22 protein-coding genes are annotated in these 14089 nt (G+C 57.5%); 7 read left to right on the forward strand and 15 right to left on the reverse strand.

Annotated features, from left to right (window positions below; all coding sequences use genetic code 11):
- The 3 genes from FAA86_RS23275 to FAA86_RS25145 form a co-directional block, all read right to left on the reverse strand.
- Positions 1–527: integrase arm-type DNA-binding domain-containing protein (locus tag FAA86_RS23275; RefSeq protein ID WP_136543590.1), on the reverse strand; the 527-nt coding region annotated here is incomplete at its 3' end.
- 167 nt (positions 528–694) lie between these two features.
- Positions 695–952 carry a hypothetical protein gene (locus FAA86_RS23280; protein ID WP_136543592.1) on the reverse strand — a complete coding sequence of 86 codons (258 nt, stop codon included), beginning with the start codon at positions 950–952 and terminating at the stop codon, positions 695–697.
- Between the two features lie 10 nt (positions 953–962).
- Positions 963–1097, reverse strand: a complete 135-nt coding sequence (locus FAA86_RS25145; RefSeq protein ID WP_281281774.1) for a hypothetical protein — start codon at positions 1095–1097, stop codon at positions 963–965.
- Positions 1098–1189: 92 nt separating this feature from the next.
- Between FAA86_RS25145 and FAA86_RS23285 the strand changes: the two genes are divergently transcribed.
- Positions 1190–2320 carry an acyltransferase family protein gene (locus FAA86_RS23285; protein WP_136543594.1) on the forward strand — a complete coding sequence of 377 codons (1131 nt, stop codon included), beginning with the start codon at positions 1190–1192 and terminating at the stop codon, positions 2318–2320.
- A gap of 143 nt (positions 2321–2463) precedes the next feature.
- Here FAA86_RS23285 and FAA86_RS23290 read toward each other — a convergent pair whose 3' ends face one another.
- From FAA86_RS23290 to FAA86_RS23305, 4 genes are all read right to left on the reverse strand, one after another.
- Complete coding sequence (locus FAA86_RS23290) at positions 2464–2988, reverse strand: hypothetical protein (protein ID WP_136543596.1); 525 nt, start codon at positions 2986–2988, stop codon at positions 2464–2466.
- 43 nt (positions 2989–3031) lie between these two features.
- Positions 3032–3433: a hypothetical protein gene (locus tag FAA86_RS23295; RefSeq protein ID WP_136543598.1), complete on the reverse strand. Its 402-nt coding sequence runs from the start codon at positions 3431–3433 to the stop codon at positions 3032–3034.
- Positions 3430–3783 carry a DUF2958 domain-containing protein gene (locus tag FAA86_RS23300; protein ID WP_136543600.1) on the reverse strand — a complete coding sequence of 118 codons (354 nt, stop codon included), beginning with the start codon at positions 3781–3783 and terminating at the stop codon, positions 3430–3432. The genes FAA86_RS23295 and FAA86_RS23300 overlap by 4 nt, the downstream gene beginning before the upstream one ends.
- 80 nt (positions 3784–3863) lie before the next feature.
- Complete coding sequence (locus tag FAA86_RS23305) at positions 3864–4961, reverse strand: PGN_0703 family putative restriction endonuclease (protein ID WP_136543602.1); 1098 nt, start codon at positions 4959–4961, stop codon at positions 3864–3866.
- A gap of 233 nt (positions 4962–5194) precedes the next feature.
- On the opposite strand from FAA86_RS23305, the gene FAA86_RS23310 reads away from it, so the two are divergent.
- Together FAA86_RS23310 and FAA86_RS23315 are read left to right on the forward strand one after the other, a co-directional pair.
- Positions 5195–5419 carry a hypothetical protein gene (locus FAA86_RS23310; RefSeq protein WP_136543604.1) on the forward strand — a complete coding sequence of 75 codons (225 nt, stop codon included), beginning with the start codon at positions 5195–5197 and terminating at the stop codon, positions 5417–5419.
- A complete protein-coding gene (locus FAA86_RS23315; RefSeq protein ID WP_136543606.1) occupies positions 5406–6407 on the forward strand; it encodes a hypothetical protein in 1002 nt (333 codons plus the stop codon). Before FAA86_RS23310 ends, FAA86_RS23315 begins: the two co-directional genes overlap by 14 nt.
- A gap of 120 nt (positions 6408–6527) precedes the next feature.
- On the opposite strand, the gene FAA86_RS23320 is transcribed toward FAA86_RS23315, so the two are convergent.
- The 3 genes from FAA86_RS23320 to FAA86_RS23325 form a co-directional block, all read right to left on the reverse strand.
- Positions 6528–6842: a hypothetical protein gene (locus FAA86_RS23320; RefSeq protein ID WP_136543608.1), complete on the reverse strand. Its 315-nt coding sequence runs from the start codon at positions 6840–6842 to the stop codon at positions 6528–6530.
- 284 nt (positions 6843–7126) lie between these two features.
- The gene (locus FAA86_RS24750) at positions 7127–7270 is read right to left on the reverse strand and encodes a hypothetical protein (RefSeq protein WP_167495081.1); all 144 of its coding nucleotides are present in this window, start codon (positions 7268–7270) and stop codon (positions 7127–7129) included.
- 157 nt (positions 7271–7427) lie between these two features.
- Positions 7428–7670: a type II toxin-antitoxin system Phd/YefM family antitoxin gene (locus tag FAA86_RS23325; protein ID WP_136543610.1), complete on the reverse strand. Its 243-nt coding sequence runs from the start codon at positions 7668–7670 to the stop codon at positions 7428–7430.
- A gap of 185 nt (positions 7671–7855) precedes the next feature.
- Between FAA86_RS23325 and FAA86_RS23330 the strand changes: the two genes are divergently transcribed.
- Positions 7856–8266, forward strand: coding sequence for a putative toxin-antitoxin system toxin component, PIN family (locus FAA86_RS23330; RefSeq protein WP_205910064.1), 411 nt, complete (start codon positions 7856–7858; stop codon positions 8264–8266).
- The gene (locus tag FAA86_RS23335) at positions 8263–8493 is read left to right on the forward strand and encodes a toxin-antitoxin system HicB family antitoxin (RefSeq protein ID WP_205910065.1); all 231 of its coding nucleotides are present in this window, start codon (positions 8263–8265) and stop codon (positions 8491–8493) included. The genes FAA86_RS23330 and FAA86_RS23335 overlap by 4 nt, the downstream gene beginning before the upstream one ends.
- A gap of 24 nt (positions 8494–8517) precedes the next feature.
- On the opposite strand, the gene FAA86_RS23340 is transcribed toward FAA86_RS23335, so the two are convergent.
- Both FAA86_RS23340 and FAA86_RS23345 read right to left on the reverse strand, forming a co-directional pair.
- Positions 8518–8811, reverse strand: a complete 294-nt coding sequence (locus tag FAA86_RS23340) for a HigA family addiction module antitoxin (protein ID WP_136543614.1) — start codon at positions 8809–8811, stop codon at positions 8518–8520.
- Between the two features lie 22 nt (positions 8812–8833).
- Positions 8834–9172 (reverse strand): type II toxin-antitoxin system HicB family antitoxin, encoded by a 339-nt coding sequence (locus FAA86_RS23345; protein ID WP_136543616.1) that lies wholly within the window; start codon positions 9170–9172, stop codon positions 8834–8836.
- Between the two features lie 338 nt (positions 9173–9510).
- Between FAA86_RS23345 and FAA86_RS23350 the strand changes: the two genes are divergently transcribed.
- Together FAA86_RS23350 and FAA86_RS23355 are read left to right on the forward strand one after the other, a co-directional pair.
- Positions 9511–11598, forward strand: coding sequence for a beta strand repeat-containing protein (locus tag FAA86_RS23350; RefSeq protein ID WP_167495082.1), 2088 nt, complete (start codon positions 9511–9513; stop codon positions 11596–11598).
- Between the two features lie 102 nt (positions 11599–11700).
- On the forward strand, positions 11701–11898 hold the full coding sequence (locus FAA86_RS23355) for a DUF6447 family protein (RefSeq protein WP_136543620.1): 198 nt from the start codon (positions 11701–11703) through the stop codon (positions 11896–11898).
- Between the two features lie 502 nt (positions 11899–12400).
- Here FAA86_RS23355 and FAA86_RS23360 read toward each other — a convergent pair.
- The 3 genes from FAA86_RS23360 to FAA86_RS23370 form a co-directional block, all read right to left on the reverse strand.
- On the reverse strand, positions 12401–13117 hold the full coding sequence (locus tag FAA86_RS23360; RefSeq protein WP_136543621.1) for a tyrosine-type recombinase/integrase: 717 nt from the start codon (positions 13115–13117) through the stop codon (positions 12401–12403).
- 96 nt (positions 13118–13213) lie between these two features.
- Complete coding sequence (locus FAA86_RS23365; RefSeq protein WP_183954758.1) at positions 13214–13633, reverse strand: type II toxin-antitoxin system MqsA family antitoxin; 420 nt, start codon at positions 13631–13633, stop codon at positions 13214–13216.
- 4 nt (positions 13634–13637) lie between these two features.
- The gene (locus FAA86_RS23370) at positions 13638–13937 is read right to left on the reverse strand and encodes a type II toxin-antitoxin system MqsR family toxin (RefSeq protein WP_136543623.1); all 300 of its coding nucleotides are present in this window, start codon (positions 13935–13937) and stop codon (positions 13638–13640) included.
- Positions 13938–14089 lie beyond the last annotated feature (152 nt).

Consider the following 14089-nt stretch of genomic DNA (forward strand, 5'->3'; position numbering starts at 1 on the left):
ATGAAGCGCAGGAGGATGACGGCGCGGTTGACGGTTCCTGGCGCATAGCGCTTGTTCTTCATGGACTGGACGAAGGCGGCGATGTGTTCGGTCGTGATGGTGTCCATCGGCCTGGAGCCGAGGGCGGGCAGGATGTGGACCCGGAGCATGGTCTCGTCGGTCTGCCAGCTGCGCTTGGTCTCCTTCGCATGGGGAAGGTAGCGGTCGCGGACGAAAGCGGAAAGCGTCGGAATGGCCAGCTTCTCCCGACGGCGGGCCTGCGGGTTCTCGCCCAAATGCACCTGGGCGATGATAGCCTTGGCCTTCTGCCGGGCCTGGTCGAGGGTAAGGGCGTCGGCTGGACCGATCCGGATGCGGTGCTTCTGGCCGTGGTCGTCGGTGTAGCGCTGACGATAGGTCTTGGTGCCGGTGTGCAGCACTTCGAGATAAAAGCCGCGCTGTTTGGCATCGGTGTATTCGATCTTCGGCTTGTCGGCAGGACAGGTGGCGGTGCGGACGGTGTTCTGGGTGAGGTTGATGACGGGCATGGATTCTCCACCGATTGGGAGGGCCGACGCTGGTTCAAGCGTGGCCGTCCCGGTTGCTTCGGCGGCGATATGGAGAAGTTCACCTGCTGAAGATCACAGACTGAAAGTCAGATGCCGGAGCGTTTCGGTCGGAAGAGGGTCGGAAGAAATGGCGCGGATGCTTGCGGTCAGCCAAGCGGCGCGCTGCCCTTCGGATAAAGGTAGATGTTGACCGGGAATGGCCAGGCGGTCTCGGCGTGACGGATCGCCTGGGAAACGGTCGTGTCGTAGAGGGCGGTGACGTGGAAATAGTCGGCATGGGCGGTGACGGTCTCGTAGGACCAGTCACCGGCGACATGCGGATCGTCATGAATGCTCGGCTCGAAGACGGCGTCGCAATCCTCGGCGGCTGGATCGGGACGGTGATCAGTGATGTGGCCAAGCATGGGTGGCTCCTTACTGCAGCGGAACGGGCGAGAGTTCGGAGATGATGTGCAGTAGTAACTGCACCGTCTCTTCGTCACTCACCGTCTCGCGGTTATATGCCATGCTGTCGATGCCGACTGCGGGTCCCTCAAAGGTGCCGATCACGCGACCATTCTGAATGGTTCTAGGCTGTTAAAAGTTAGCGGGAGATTGGTCCTGCGCTTGGTTTATCGATTGCGTTGAGTTAAGCGGTTTTGATGAAAGCAAACGCCTCTTTCACGAAGCGGGACCTACCGGCCCTCACGGGACTTCGGTTTTTTGCCGCCATTGCGATCGTACTTCACCATATGCGGGGGACGTTTGGATTCCCGAACGATGTCTTGACGCAGGTGCCCCTTGGTAACGGGGTGTCATTCTTTTACGTGCTGTCAGGTTTCATTCTGACCTATGTCTACCATGATGCCGGCGGTTCAACTGCGCGGGGAAAATTCCTTCTCGCAAGGTTTGCCAGGGTCTGGCCACTCCATCTGGTGACATTTGTGTTGATCTGTTTGGTCATCAGCCCGGTGTCTCAGGTGGGAACTGAAGACGGGTTGTTGGCAGCCTTTCTGAATCTGACGCTTCTGCATGCGTGGATGCCTGATTATCGGTACTTTTTCAGCTTCAACTCAGTGAGCTGGAGCCTCTCAGTTGAGGCGTTTTTCTATCTGATTTTCCCGCTCGTGCTGCTCCGACCTGCTCGTTGGCTCATGGTTTCCGCCGTGGTCGTAATCAGCATGATGACGCTCGCGACGTGGCTGGGTGTGGGGCCGTACACGCCGGGTGACAGTTCGCCCTCGATCACCTCGATGATGTATATTAATCCAGCTACTCGATCGTTTGAGTTCGTTCTCGGAGTGGTGACGGCGGTCATATGGCTCAGGATCGGGCACAGGTGCGCAGGAGCTGCGCCGCTGTTGCAAGCCGCTGCTGTTGCGCTTGTTATTGCCTCGTGGTCAGCAGTTCCTGAGGTCGCGTCGAGAGTGACTAACCTCGCGGCGAGGGAATGGCTGTATCACGGCGGCTTGACGTGCATGTCGTCCGCCTTTTTGATTTTCAGCTTTGCACAGCAGGATGGGCTGGCGCGAGCCTTCTCCTTCAAGCCTCTGGTTTACTTAGGGAAAATATCGTTCGCCCTGTACCTAGTCCATCAAATACCGATCCACGCTTACAACCTTGGCATCCCGCCTTTCGACCAGTTGACTTGGCCGGTCTACCTTCTAGCTGTCCTGGCGGCATCGGCGGCCCTCCACCACCTTGTTGAGAACCCTGCAAGGTTGTTGATTCTCGACGCATCAAGGCGGCTGTCCCAGCGTGGAAGAAGAGATCCAGCGCGGCCAACGGCTTAGTTCGGCAGGAAAACTGCGTGGTCGTTATCCTGCGCTTTGGTGAAGTGCAGGTTAGCAGCTCGCTTCAGTTGGCCGACCACCGACTCAGTTGACCGGGAATGGCCAGGTGGTCTCCAGTGATGTGGCCAAGCACGGGGGGCTCCTTACTGCAGCGGAACGGGAGAGAGTTCGGAGATGATGTGCAGCAGGAACTGCACCGTCTCTTCGTCACTCACCGTCTCGCGGTTATAGGCCATGCTGTCGATGCCGACAGCCGGTCCCTCGAAGGTGCCGATTACACGTCCGTCCTGGACGGGGCCGTCAAGCACAATGAACTGGATGGCGTATTCCTCGGACTGGCGGGTCAAGACGTCGTCGCCGATGGCCCGCATGACGAAGGCGTTCACATCGACGACCTCCCAGGTGATCTCGTAGTTGAGGCGTGCCATGTATCTGGCAAGCTGGCCAAGGGTGATCCGGGCACTGACATAGGGACGGGCGGCGGCAATCTGTCGGTTCAGCATGTCTTGGCTCGGCTGGCCTCCGGGCAGGAGGCGGGCCATGCGGCTTTCGGCAATCCGGGTGGCGGGATCGGGACCGAAGACGGCCTTGTAGGCGGTCATGCCGAGGGTGACGATGGCGGCGATCAGCAAAGCGCCGCGCCAGGACTGGAGAAACTGAAGGTTCATGCGCGTATCCTTTGATGGGTGAGGGGGCATGCGGGTGGTGGGGTCAGCCCTGCTGCAGGGCGGTCAACAGACTTTGTCGCTCCTCATCCGTCACGGTCTGGAGCCGAAGACGAAGCCTGGTGCAGAGACGGTTGAGGAGATCAAGGTCGGAACCGGTCGGCTCACCTTCACCCATGTGGCGGTAACGGCGATGTTCGAAGAAGAGGCAGCACCAGAGCTGAAGCGCTGTGCCTGACCAGTGGCCGGTCTCCTGCGCCTCATCGAAGCGGGCATTGGCGAAGTGACCAAGGGACCCAAGCCCGGCCTCCTGGCTGAGCCTGTAACCGTCGATCAGGTGGGCGAAGTCGTGACTGATGTCCCAAGTGAAGGGATCGGGCATGGCCTCGAAGTGCCCGGATCGGACGAAACGCAACCAGTCGGGTGGAGAGTGGCTTGGGTCAGTCATGCGGCGATCCTGCCGGATTGGCGGGCGCGCTGGAGATGAACAGACAGCGGCTCGGACGTCCTGAACCAGCGGTCCCGCTCGACCGGGAGCCCGAGACGGCCCCGGATGCTGGCAAGTTCGGTAAGGGACACATAGCCGAGTTCCGGTGAGCCCAGGCCAAGATCGCAGAGACCGAAGGCGAGGTCGGGATTGTCGGGGTTGAGTTCGGTGAGGAGCCAGGTGGCACTGGCGTCGGGGGTGAACAGCTTGACGACGGGAACCGGATCAAAGTCCGGCTGGCTGCGGCTCTTGTGACCGTTAAGGAGAAGCTGGCGACGAAGGGCGGCGGTCAGCAGTGTTGGACGTGGCATGGCGATGCTCCGGGAAATGGGGCGAGAATGGGGCGATGAAAGATGGGGAGGTGGAGCCGGATGGGCGCCACCGATCTTGGTCAGGCGGCAGCCATGGCCTCGGCTTCGCTCCGGGCCGAAACAGCATCCGGCGTGGTCAGCAGTTCGATCCCGGCCTGATCCTCGGCGTCGAGATAGGCGTCGATCAGCTGATCGATCCGGGCGAAATCACAGTATCGTCGGTAGAGGCTTCGGGCGTAATCAGGCTCTCCGGCGGTTCCGATGGCTTCAATGAAGCGTTCGAGGAAGATGTTGGTGAAGGCGGGCTGGCCGGGTTCGGGCTTCTTGAGATGGCGGGCATAGGCCGCGATCCCGTTCTGGGCATGCCAGTTCAGGCGCGGGGCTATGACGATGAAGTGGCCCTCGTCATAATTGCCGCGCTGGATCATGCTGGCGGCAAGCAAGTGCTCCCGCCATAGCTGCTGGCAGGGGCTGGATCGCAGACTGGGAGCATGAGGGTCCTTGAACAGGCCGGATTGCTCGGACAGCCGGTCGAGATGGGGCCGGGTCGGCTGGGTCGTTTCCTGTAGGGTTTCCGTATACTTCTGCTCAACGAAGACGAACCCGCGTCGGCCATCCTCGGTGCGGTAGCGGACCAGGGCGTCGGCTGCGGTGTAGTCGGCGGAAAAGGCCGGGTTGCCGCGTCCGGGGCTGTGCTCGAAGAGGATCTTGGTCACGGTTCCGGTGAAGCCCGGCAGGACGAGCCGCATGACACGGGTCGCAAGGTCAAGATCGCGTTTGAGTGGGCCGAAGAGATTGAAGACCAGCGGCATGGATGAAAGCAGGTTGCGGAAGAGCCGGTCGGCGTCGATCAATGCTCCGATCTCGCGATAGACCAGTTCACGACGAACCAGCGAAGCGATAGCCGGATCGAGGAAGTTGGCACCGGCGCGGCCTGCCGACATGGTGAGGCGTGAACCGATCTGGCGGGTTTCCCCTGACGGACTGCGGTGGCGACCAACTGGCAGGTTCTGGTCCTGCCGCCAGAGGGATTGCAGCAGCCGAGCGGCGGCGGTGAACCTTGAGGCATCGGGCTCCAGGCAGTGATGCTGGCGCAAGATGTCCTCGGGGATGAGGGGGATGGTTTCGTTGACGTCGTCTTCGATGACAGGGGCGGGCTTGGCAGTGGCCTTGGTCATGGCGGGAAAATCCTCGATCTCGGAAATGAACGAGGATGATTCAGGCTAAGTCACTGGAAATTCGTACGAAACGTGAGTAAATGGCGGAGGTTGAGCCTGTTGCCTATCTGCAACAGCGAAGCTTTTATCTCTAATGATGTGCGAGAATTGGGTCGAAAACTCTATATGGTAGGCGGTCGGTGCTGCGGGAATACCATCAGCAACCGTGACCGCGATCAATTTGGAGATGACAGATGTCACATAATGATCGCTCGCCTGTCAATGAACATGCAGAATTTGAGGTTTTCATTTGGAGCGCTCCTGCGGAAGCCTCTGGGATCGCCGCTGTCGATTCCGATCCTCGTGATCGCAAACCTATCGATTCGCTCGAAGAGTTCGACGTTCTGATTTGTAGCTACCCCTCCGAGCCTGGGGCCGAGGTCAACTCTGTCGAGGGAGATGCAAATGATGAACGCTAATCCATTTCGCCCCGGTGAACATTGGGGAGGTGGTAGGCTGGACCGCTCGGTATTGCCGGGTGGCCAGCTGACGATCAGCCCGGATTGGGAGGTGGATGGTCCCAAAGTGGTGGTGATGAAGCCGGTTACGCCTGAATCGGAACGCGTCTATTTGCCGATGCCCGTGGTGCTGCCGTGCCGGATGAAGGTGAAGCAGTATGTGGATGGTCGGGTTCACCGGGAAGGTCTCGGGGACGAAGCCCGGAAGCTGTACAACGCGATGTCGTTCAAGGTGCTCCGGGATGGCCGGGGCTTCAACACCTTCGTTACGGTGACAGCCTGGTATCTGGGGGTGACAAGCCATGCGGAGTTCGGGGAACTGATTTCCGTGATGAACAAAGCCATTGCGGGTTGGCTCAAGGCTCGTCCGAAGCGGACGGCCCGGTTCCATCTGACGGAAGAGGTGGAGCATAGCTACATCTATGTTCTGGAACGTAGCGGCTACGAACACGGCCTGCATTTTCATCTGCTGTGCTCGATCCCGCCGTCGGTGCGGAAGGAGTTTCGGACCTTCCTGGCTAACTGGTGGGAGGCTCAGGCTGGGCTCGACGTGCCGACAAACGCGGTCCAAGTCCAGGGCTTTGATAGTGGTGGGCCGGTGGGACATTACGTACGCCAGTCCATCAAATTCCGGTACATGATGAAGACCATCCGGCCTGGTGTGGTCTGCTTCGACCAGGAGGGTCGCCAGCGCTATGCAGTCGAGTTCATGAAGCCTTGGTTTCGGCGCGGGGTGCGGCCCGATCTGCTACCGATCCGGACCCGGCAGCTTTACGGGATTTCTCGGGACTTGGACGTTCAGGCCCGCAAGGTCTGGGGTGAGCAGGTCGGCTGGACGTATCATTCCAAGGTGGATCAGGGCCGCTTCGATGAACTGTACAATGGTTCAGAGGTAGCGGCCTGGCAAGCACGGTTTATTGATGAACCGGACTGGTGGAAGCGGTACTGACCAGAAATTCCGGAGCGCCACTAATGAAGCTCCGGAGCTTCAGGGCAGAAATGTGCTGCCGAAGCAGGCACTTGGAGAGTGGGGCGGAGCCTCGCCCCCTCTCTGGCCTCTTGGCCTGGTTCAATAAGTCTCGAAGCCGGGCTCTTGCGGCGGGCGCTGTACGATGAAGGCGGCGGGGTCATCAACAAGATCGAGGGGCTGGGCGGTTGCCAGTCCAGCCTCGTTCAGCTGACGGATGAAGACGGCGAGACCGAGGGGTTGGGCTGGCTTGTGGTCGTCGTCGTGACGAACATTCCCGGTCGTGGGCCAGAAATTGAAGGCCTGGACCTTCAGATGAAAATCGGAGGGGCGCTTGAACTTGGCCCCGGCGCGGGTCAGGGCGGCTTCCGCCTCGGCCATGGCCTGGGAGGGGTCGGTGCGGCGTTTGGCGGGCATGGCTGGGTCTCCTGGCTTTAATCTTGCCGATCCCATTTCCTGGGTATTGGAAGGGGGTATGGGCAAGGGAAGGGGATTAGGGGTTAGGGATTGGATGGATTGATCGATGGGATCGATCGGAAGAGGTTTTGATAATAAAGTGAGGAGCGACCAGTTCTGCCAGCCGAATATCGCGGCACACCCAGAGCGTTTCGGGGGTGGGTGAAGGAAGCTTCGGAGAGAGACGGTGCGGGCCGTCTTTTATTGCGCCTGAACAGCATCAAGGCTTCCGGGCGGCGTCGCCTTTAGTCAGTTCGGCTGTTCCGCTTGGTCTGCTTTTCTTCTTCTATGAGCCGGTCCAGCTCTGGAACGATCAGCGCCACCAACTCGGGCGGCGCTTCGTTCGGCCCATAGACCTTGCGCGGGTCGATCATACGGTTCGGTTTCAACGGGTCTTTCCTTGATGTACAGCGTCGAGGACACCTCGATTGCTGCAAAGTGATCGAGGTAAGGCTAATGCACTTCGAGTCGACAGCCAACCTGGATTGGCCTGGTTTTCTCCTCGTTCGTCATGTTGGTGATGGGGAGACGTATTCAGATATAGAATTAATACCGCTCTTCTTCGCGTATGCGGCGGATGAACTCGCCTGCGGACTGCAACTGAGGCGGCATGGACGAGGTCAGCTTGCAGAGTGCAGTGAGGTCAATCGGGCGTCTTGGCGAAGCCACGCCGGTCAGCTTTGCGACGGGCTTGCCATGTTTGATTATCTGTACCGTTTCGCCAGCGGCGGCCTTGTTGACGAGTTCGCTGAAACGTGCCCTGGCATCTGCCAAATTCACATCGACCATGGAAGGCTCCTGACCAACTAGTTAATCAAGATGCCATGACCCGAGCCTGCTCACAATGGGAACAAGGTGGAGGGGCATATGCATCGCTTAGCCCCCTCGGATAGTCGTTCTTAGGGGCTTTGTTTCTGCGACATACACACTGGAGATGTGATACCAAATGCGGTATCATCCATGCGATGAGAGTCGTGGTTGACACCAATGTCTTTGTTGGAGCCTGTATCGGAAACGGCGCAAGCGCTTCGGTGCTGCGTTCCTGTATTTCTCTCCAGGCTACCGCCATCCTCGGAACCTCGCTCATTCTAGAGTATCGTGATGTCCTTGGTCGATCTGAACTGTTCCGATCTTCACGGCTGAACGAGGAGGAACGTTTTGAACTCCTGCGCCTTTTTATTGGTCGCTGTGATCTCGTGACTGTATACTACCGTTGGCGGCCTAACCTCCGCGACGAAGGCGACAACCACTTGGTGGAGCTGGCCATAGCCGGAGGGGCGGAAGCTATCATCACGCATAATTTGCGTGACTTGAAAGCGATGGAACTCAAGTTTCCGGCTCTCGCAGTTTTGACACCTTTAGAATGGTTGGAGAAGCAGGAATGACATCAGCATTAACACTGCGTCTGCCAGAAGAGACGCATCAACGTTTGAAGGCGCTGTCGAAAGAGAGGGGAGTTAGCATCAATGCTCTCGTCAACGAAGCAGCGGTGAAGCTGGTAATGGAGCAGGATGCACTGAGCTTCTATCGTCAGTGCGTCGACTATGCACAGGGGCGTGAGCAACGAGCGCTGGAGCTGCTGGCCAAGGCAACCGGCTCTTCGGCGGAATGAGGAGGCGGCATGCTCGATGTCGACCTAGGCAATGCATGGTTTTACCTCGGCATCAATAATGTGCTGGTAGTGATCACGAGCCAGTTCCAGCTCATAGGTTGCCTGCATACCGATCCAGAATTCAGCTGTGGTGCCGAAATAGCGCGATAGCCGGAGGGCGGTTTCAGCTGATATGGCTCGTCTTCCGTTGACGACATCGCTGATATGCGTTTGCGAAATGCAGAGGGCCTTGGCAAGCACCTTCTGGCTCAAGCCCAACGGCTTGAGGAAATCGCCGATAAGGACTTCGCCTGGATGTACTGGAGGGAAGTCGGACATCGTGTTCTCATTTCCTGCAGGGTCAAGTTTTCTGGGCGGCGATCTTGATGGCGTCAATGATCCACTCATTTAGGCTTTTGGCTTCTGCGGCAGCAGCCATCACAGCTGCCGCATGAAGCTCGGGATCGATACGGACGTTGAAGCGACCTGAGAACTTGCGGGAGGGTTCGACGCCCTTTTTCTGGCAAAGCTCCAGATAGGTCTGAAGTGACTTTCGACCTTCCTCGTACAGGGCTTCCACGCTACTCGCATAGAAATCTGCTCCTCCTGAGAGATGGGCGAACTCACCGCGCAGCATACCAATATCCGGGTCAAGGGAGATTACTGCCTTGTGGCCTTCTATTTCGAGAACATTCTTCATCGTGTTTGCTCGTATCTCCGTCTTTAAATGGTACTAAAAAACGGTACTGTTATCAAGTTGTTCGGTTCCCGACCGAAGGAGATAAGCCTGGGTTATTGTTCGGTGGACGGTCGGTGAAGCCGGGAGCGTCAAGCCATTGGACTCACTGGGAGTCGGGCGGACCGATGCAGGATGTTTTGATGTCGAACGGGTCGTAAAGGAGTCGGTGAGTGGCCGACTATTTATCCGAGGTGGAGCTAAAATGGTCTCCAGGACTTTCTAAGCTATTGATTTATATTATGGAAATCGGTTGTTCTTGATGGGTGCCATATCCCGCCAATAGTACGCTCACTACTGGCGTGGATAACTATGTAGGTACCGTTAACAACGACACCATTCAGGGCGTTGCTGATGGTGTTGCAGCTACAAACACCTTCACCGCTCTTGATTCTATTGATGGTGGCGCGGGTAAGGACACGCTCGTCTTGACCAACTCAGCCGGCACGATGTCAGTGACCACAAGCGCAGCTGTGAAGAATGTTGAGAATCTAGTCCTGCGCTCCTCTCAGAATGCCGTAGCAGCCGACGTTCAGGCATCTGCCGCAATGGAGACCGTCACGGTTGAACAAGTCGGTACAAAAGCAGGTATCACTGTAGATTCCAAGGGCAACGTGAAGTCTGTAACCGTAACTGGTGGTACGACAGTTGCAATTGATGACAAAGCCGCAGCCGGTTCTGATAAGCTGACGACTGTGTCGTTGAACGGCAATACTGGCGCCGCTACCATCGCTTCGGATGCAATCACAACACTCTCGGTCGCCAATACAAATCAGAATGCCACTGTAACTGCTGCTGCAGCTACGCGTGCGCTTGATCTTACACTGAATACTGTAACCGGCGGCACTATAGCTGATGCAGAAGCAACCTCGCTTAAAGTTTCAGCTCTTGGCGGCGCGTCCACCGGCGTTACACTGACCGCTGGCAAGGCAACCAAAATTGACTTCGTTGGAGACAAGTCTGTTTCCGTTGCTCTCGGCGCCCAGGCAGCCGGTCTCGCCATCACGAGCACCAATGCAGCAGGCACGACGATTACGTCTGCTCTGAACAACGACGTCGCGTTTACCGGTGGCGACGGAAAGGATGTCGTAACCGTCGGTGCGACAACCAAAGCCATTACAATGGGCAAGGGCGACGACACTGTAACAGTCAATGCAGCAGCAGTCGGTGCTGGTGGTTCGGTCACTGGTGGCGAAGGAACTGATACTTTGTCTCTGTCTGCAGCTGACGCTTACACAGCTTCTGCTGCAACGACGTTTGCCAATGCGGTCAAGGGCTTCGAAGTACTGCAGATCGGAGCTACAGCTGGTGCTGGTGAAATCAAGGTCAATAACCTGAATAACGCCAGCAACAATGCGATTACCAAAGTTGTCGCAAATGGTGCGGTAGGCCACGCCGTTACGATTTCTGGTCTGACTTCCGGAAACACGATTGAGTTCAAGGCTGGCAATACTGCTGCGACGACTGCAACGGTAACGAACGCCGCAACAGGTACAGCAGACGTGTTGAACGTTGGTATTTCCAACAACGCTGGTATCAATGTTAACACAGTTAATGCTGCTGACATCGAGACCGTAAACTTCCTCACAGACGATACAGCGACCGTACCAACAGCCATTGCTCATACGGCTGCACTGAGTGCAGCGGCAGCTAAGAGCATCACTGTTGCCGGTGACGCCGGTCTGGCATTGACGTTTACCGGCACGGCACTGACTTCGTTTGACGCTTCCGGCGTGACGAAGGGTGCCGTGAGCCTCACGACTGGTGCACTTGCGAACGCAGCCACCCTCAAGGGCGGTGCTGGCAACGACACGATCGATGCTTCTGCTGCCACGAAGGCTGTCACTCTTGAAGGTGGTGCTGGTAACGACACCCTGACCGGTTCGTCGGCTGAAACCAACACCATCAACGGTGGTGACGGCAACGACACGATCGTTGGCGGTGCAAAGGCCGATACGATCAACGCTGGTGCAGGCAACGACACGATTACCTCTGGTAAGGGTCTTGACATCATCGACTTCGGTACCGGCGATGATACCTTTGTGCTGACTGCCAACGACAACGGTAACATCTACGCGTCAATCTCCAACGCCGGTAAGGGGGACAAGATTGACTTCCTCGCTGGCGGCGGAGCCGCAACATTTACCGCTGCAAAGATTTCTTTGGCTGAAACGGCAGCTTTTGCTGACTATCTGCAGGCAGCAGCAGCGGGCGGCGCTGATCGTGTCGTCTGGTTCCAGTTTGGTGGCAACACGTTCGCTGTTCAGGATGTTAGCGCAGGCGCAACTTTCACCAACGGTGCAGATCAGGTTGTCAAACTGGTTGGTCTGGTGGACCTTTCCACCGCAACCATCGATGGAGCTGCTACCAACGTTCTGACGCTGGGCTAAATGTTAGTTTCCTTTGATCATTGTTGCTTACAGTGATGATTGAAACAGTAGGAAACCCCCGGAGCAATTCGGGGGTTTCTCTTTAAGAAGAAGGATAAGACCATGAACGACCAGCCCAAGATCACCATTGACGGCAAGGACTATGCTGTCGACAGCCTCAGCCAGGACGCGCTGAACCAGCTGTCCAGCATCAACATCGTGGACCGCAAGATTGCCGACCTGCAGCAGGACATCGCGATTCTCCAGACGGCCCGCAACGCCTATGCGGCAGCCCTTGCTGCGGCCCTGCCGAAGAACTGAATTCGAGTTTAGCTCCAGTCAGGCCGAGATCGGCTTGATCCCAAACCCCGTCGTGCTCGCGAAGAGTTCGGCGGGATTTTTCGTTGCGGGCGGCGGTGATGGTGGAGATGAAGGGCGTCGTCGTCGGCCTCCGGAGTTCTCCAGCGCAGTATTCGGGAGTGCTGCTCCTGGAAACTCTGGAGGTCCGGGACCGGATTATCAAACGAAACCAGATGGGTCGTGACTGCCGCCCCGCCTGCGCCGATGTTCCCCGATGGAGAGACAGGATACTGAACGCATAAGCCCCCGATTTGGGAAACTGGGCGTCAGGAACGCTGCCAGATCAAAGGGCTCCGGGGTGTCTGGTAGCTGCTGTTCGGGATAGGACGAAGAGGCCACCTCGGGTCTCTTTTTCTCAGTCCCAACCTTCCGGTTTCATCCCTTCCGGGTCGGATAAGGGTCGGACGCGGTCGGAAGAGGGCCGGAGAAATGTGTGCTCCGACCCTTGCTGCTGTACCCCGGTTCAGGCCTCGGCCCCGAAGGCAGGAACGGCCATGGTTTCGATGACCTTGCCGGCCAAGCCGGCAGCACCGCTCAGCGTCTCGTTGTCGAGATGGGCGTAGCGCTGGGTCGTGCGGACCTGGGTATGACCGAGCAGGTTCTGCACGACATAAAGCGAGACCCCGCTGTTGACGAGGAAGCTGGCAAAGGAGTGGCGGAGATCATGCAGGCGCATGTCCTTCAATCCGGCCCGGTCGCGGATGCGAACCCAGGGGTAGAAGAGGCTGGGCGAAGGCCGACCCGTCACGGGGCTGGGGAAGATGTAGCGATTGCCGAGCAGGCGCTTGATGGAGCGCAGAAGACCAAGCGCCTGGTCGTTGAGATTGATGAAGCGCTCCTTGCCGGATTTGGAGATGGGAACGCGGAGTGTGGTATTCTCCCAATCGACCAGATCCCAGGTCGCATGGGTGACTTCGTTGCGCCGGGCTCCGGTGAGGAGAAGGAGCAGGATCGCCTGGGCGGCAATCTGGTTCTCGTCTTCCTTGATGGAGACGAGGAGGGCGCGCAGCTCGTCGCGGGAGAGGAAGCGCTGGCGGTGCCGGGTCGGCAGGAGGGTGAGATCAGCGGTCGGGTTCTCGGTGATGCCGGTGATTTTCCAGCGTCGGGCGAGATTGAAGATGAAACGCAGGAGGATGACGGCGCGGTTGATGGTGCCTGGCGCATAGCGCTTGTTCTTCATGGACTGGACGAAGGCGGCGATGTGCTCGGTCTATGGTGTTGGATAACGGTTTATCGGTCATCTCTGAAGACTATGGCCGGATTTGTGAACCTGCCTTCATTGCGCTGGGAGTTCCGCCAATCTACTCGGGTCATTTGCCAAGAGGCGCAGGGCAGTATCGGCAGCTTTGCTGATGAGAACGTCCCCTGCCTCATATTTCTGGAAGGCGTTTGGCCCGCCGCCAATAAGAGCGCCTGCCTGCTTTTGGCTCAGGCGAAGTTTTTGCCGAACGCTGCGAATAGCAGGCGGCTCCAGCAAGCCATTTGCGCGAGCCTTCAAAGCATTCAGCGCGCGATCTGAAGCCTTGGTATCCTTTACATCGTGTAGGCCATTCTCGCCTTCTTTGTCGTTTGTGGCGTACCAACCAGGCATATCGAACGTCGCACTCAAACCCTTGTAGGTAATGGTCATCGGTCGGACACCACGCACAAGTTCTTGCCCTGTCTCAGGATGAATACGGATTGAAAGATCGTTCATATTCCTACCGCTCCTTGAACGACGTGCAGGTAAACTCAGTGATTACATCCTGCACGAACTTGATGTAAATCTCATAGCCGTCCGCAGAACCATGATACACATCCATCCAAACACGGTGATCCTGGAAGGTCGCCATCGACTTGTAAAAATCGCGATGGGATAGGCTCTTGATCACCGCCTCCATGTCCGTTCGCGTCATTCCCATCTCAGCTGCGCCCTTCAGAGCGGAGCGCGTCATGGTCATTGTGGACGCTGCGTCCTGAATGGATTTCAAGTCATAGGTCGGCTTTTTCTTCTCAGTCATATAACACCATTATGGTGTTTTGCAAGTTGCACAAGTGCTACCCCTGGTCATTTACATGCCGACGGTACCGTTGGAGTTGCCCCTTAAAGACCGGACAGGATCAGGTTTCTGTTTGACGGTTTAAGAACTCACGAGGCGAGCGATACCCTAAA

The organism is Rhizobium rosettiformans W3 (assembly GCF_004912135.1).
In the GTDB taxonomy this organism is placed as follows: Bacteria; Pseudomonadota; Alphaproteobacteria; order Rhizobiales; family Rhizobiaceae; genus Allorhizobium; species Allorhizobium rosettiformans.

Excerpts from the sequence above, each read along its gene's own strand:
- FAA86_RS23280 (WP_136543592.1), bottom strand. The coding sequence starts at position 952 with ATGCTTGGCCACATCACTGATCACCGTCCCGATCCAGCCGCCGAGGAT.
- FAA86_RS23285 (WP_136543594.1), top strand. The coding sequence starts at position 1,190 with ATGAAAGCAAACGCCTCTTTCACGAAGCGGGACCTACCGGCCCTCACG.
- FAA86_RS23290 (WP_136543596.1), bottom strand. The coding sequence starts at position 2,988 with ATGAACCTTCAGTTTCTCCAGTCCTGGCGCGGCGCTTTGCTGATCGCC.
- FAA86_RS23295 (WP_136543598.1), bottom strand. The coding sequence starts at position 3,433 with ATGACTGACCCAAGCCACTCTCCACCCGACTGGTTGCGTTTCGTCCGA.
- FAA86_RS23300 (WP_136543600.1), bottom strand. The coding sequence starts at position 3,783 with ATGCCACGTCCAACACTGCTGACCGCCGCCCTTCGTCGCCAGCTTCTC.
- FAA86_RS23305 (WP_136543602.1), bottom strand. The coding sequence starts at position 4,961 with ATGACCAAGGCCACTGCCAAGCCCGCCCCTGTCATCGAAGACGACGTC.
- FAA86_RS23310 (WP_136543604.1), top strand. The coding sequence starts at position 5,195 with ATGTCACATAATGATCGCTCGCCTGTCAATGAACATGCAGAATTTGAG.
- FAA86_RS23315 (WP_136543606.1), top strand. The coding sequence starts at position 5,406 with ATGATGAACGCTAATCCATTTCGCCCCGGTGAACATTGGGGAGGTGGT.
- FAA86_RS23320 (WP_136543608.1), bottom strand. The coding sequence starts at position 6,842 with ATGCCCGCCAAACGCCGCACCGACCCCTCCCAGGCCATGGCCGAGGCG.
- FAA86_RS23325 (WP_136543610.1), bottom strand. The coding sequence starts at position 7,670 with ATGGTCGATGTGAATTTGGCAGATGCCAGGGCACGTTTCAGCGAACTC.
- FAA86_RS23335 (WP_205910065.1), top strand. The coding sequence starts at position 8,263 with ATGACATCAGCATTAACACTGCGTCTGCCAGAAGAGACGCATCAACGT.
- FAA86_RS23340 (WP_136543614.1), bottom strand. The coding sequence starts at position 8,811 with ATGTCCGACTTCCCTCCAGTACATCCAGGCGAAGTCCTTATCGGCGAT.
- FAA86_RS23345 (WP_136543616.1), bottom strand. The coding sequence starts at position 9,172 with ATGAAGAATGTTCTCGAAATAGAAGGCCACAAGGCAGTAATCTCCCTT.
- FAA86_RS23355 (WP_136543620.1), top strand. The coding sequence starts at position 11,701 with ATGAACGACCAGCCCAAGATCACCATTGACGGCAAGGACTATGCTGTC.
- FAA86_RS23360 (WP_136543621.1), bottom strand. The coding sequence starts at position 13,117 with ATGAAGAACAAGCGCTATGCGCCAGGCACCATCAACCGCGCCGTCATC.
- FAA86_RS23365 (WP_183954758.1), bottom strand. The coding sequence starts at position 13,633 with ATGAACGATCTTTCAATCCGTATTCATCCTGAGACAGGGCAAGAACTT.
- FAA86_RS23370 (WP_136543623.1), bottom strand. The coding sequence starts at position 13,937 with ATGACTGAGAAGAAAAAGCCGACCTATGACTTGAAATCCATTCAGGAC.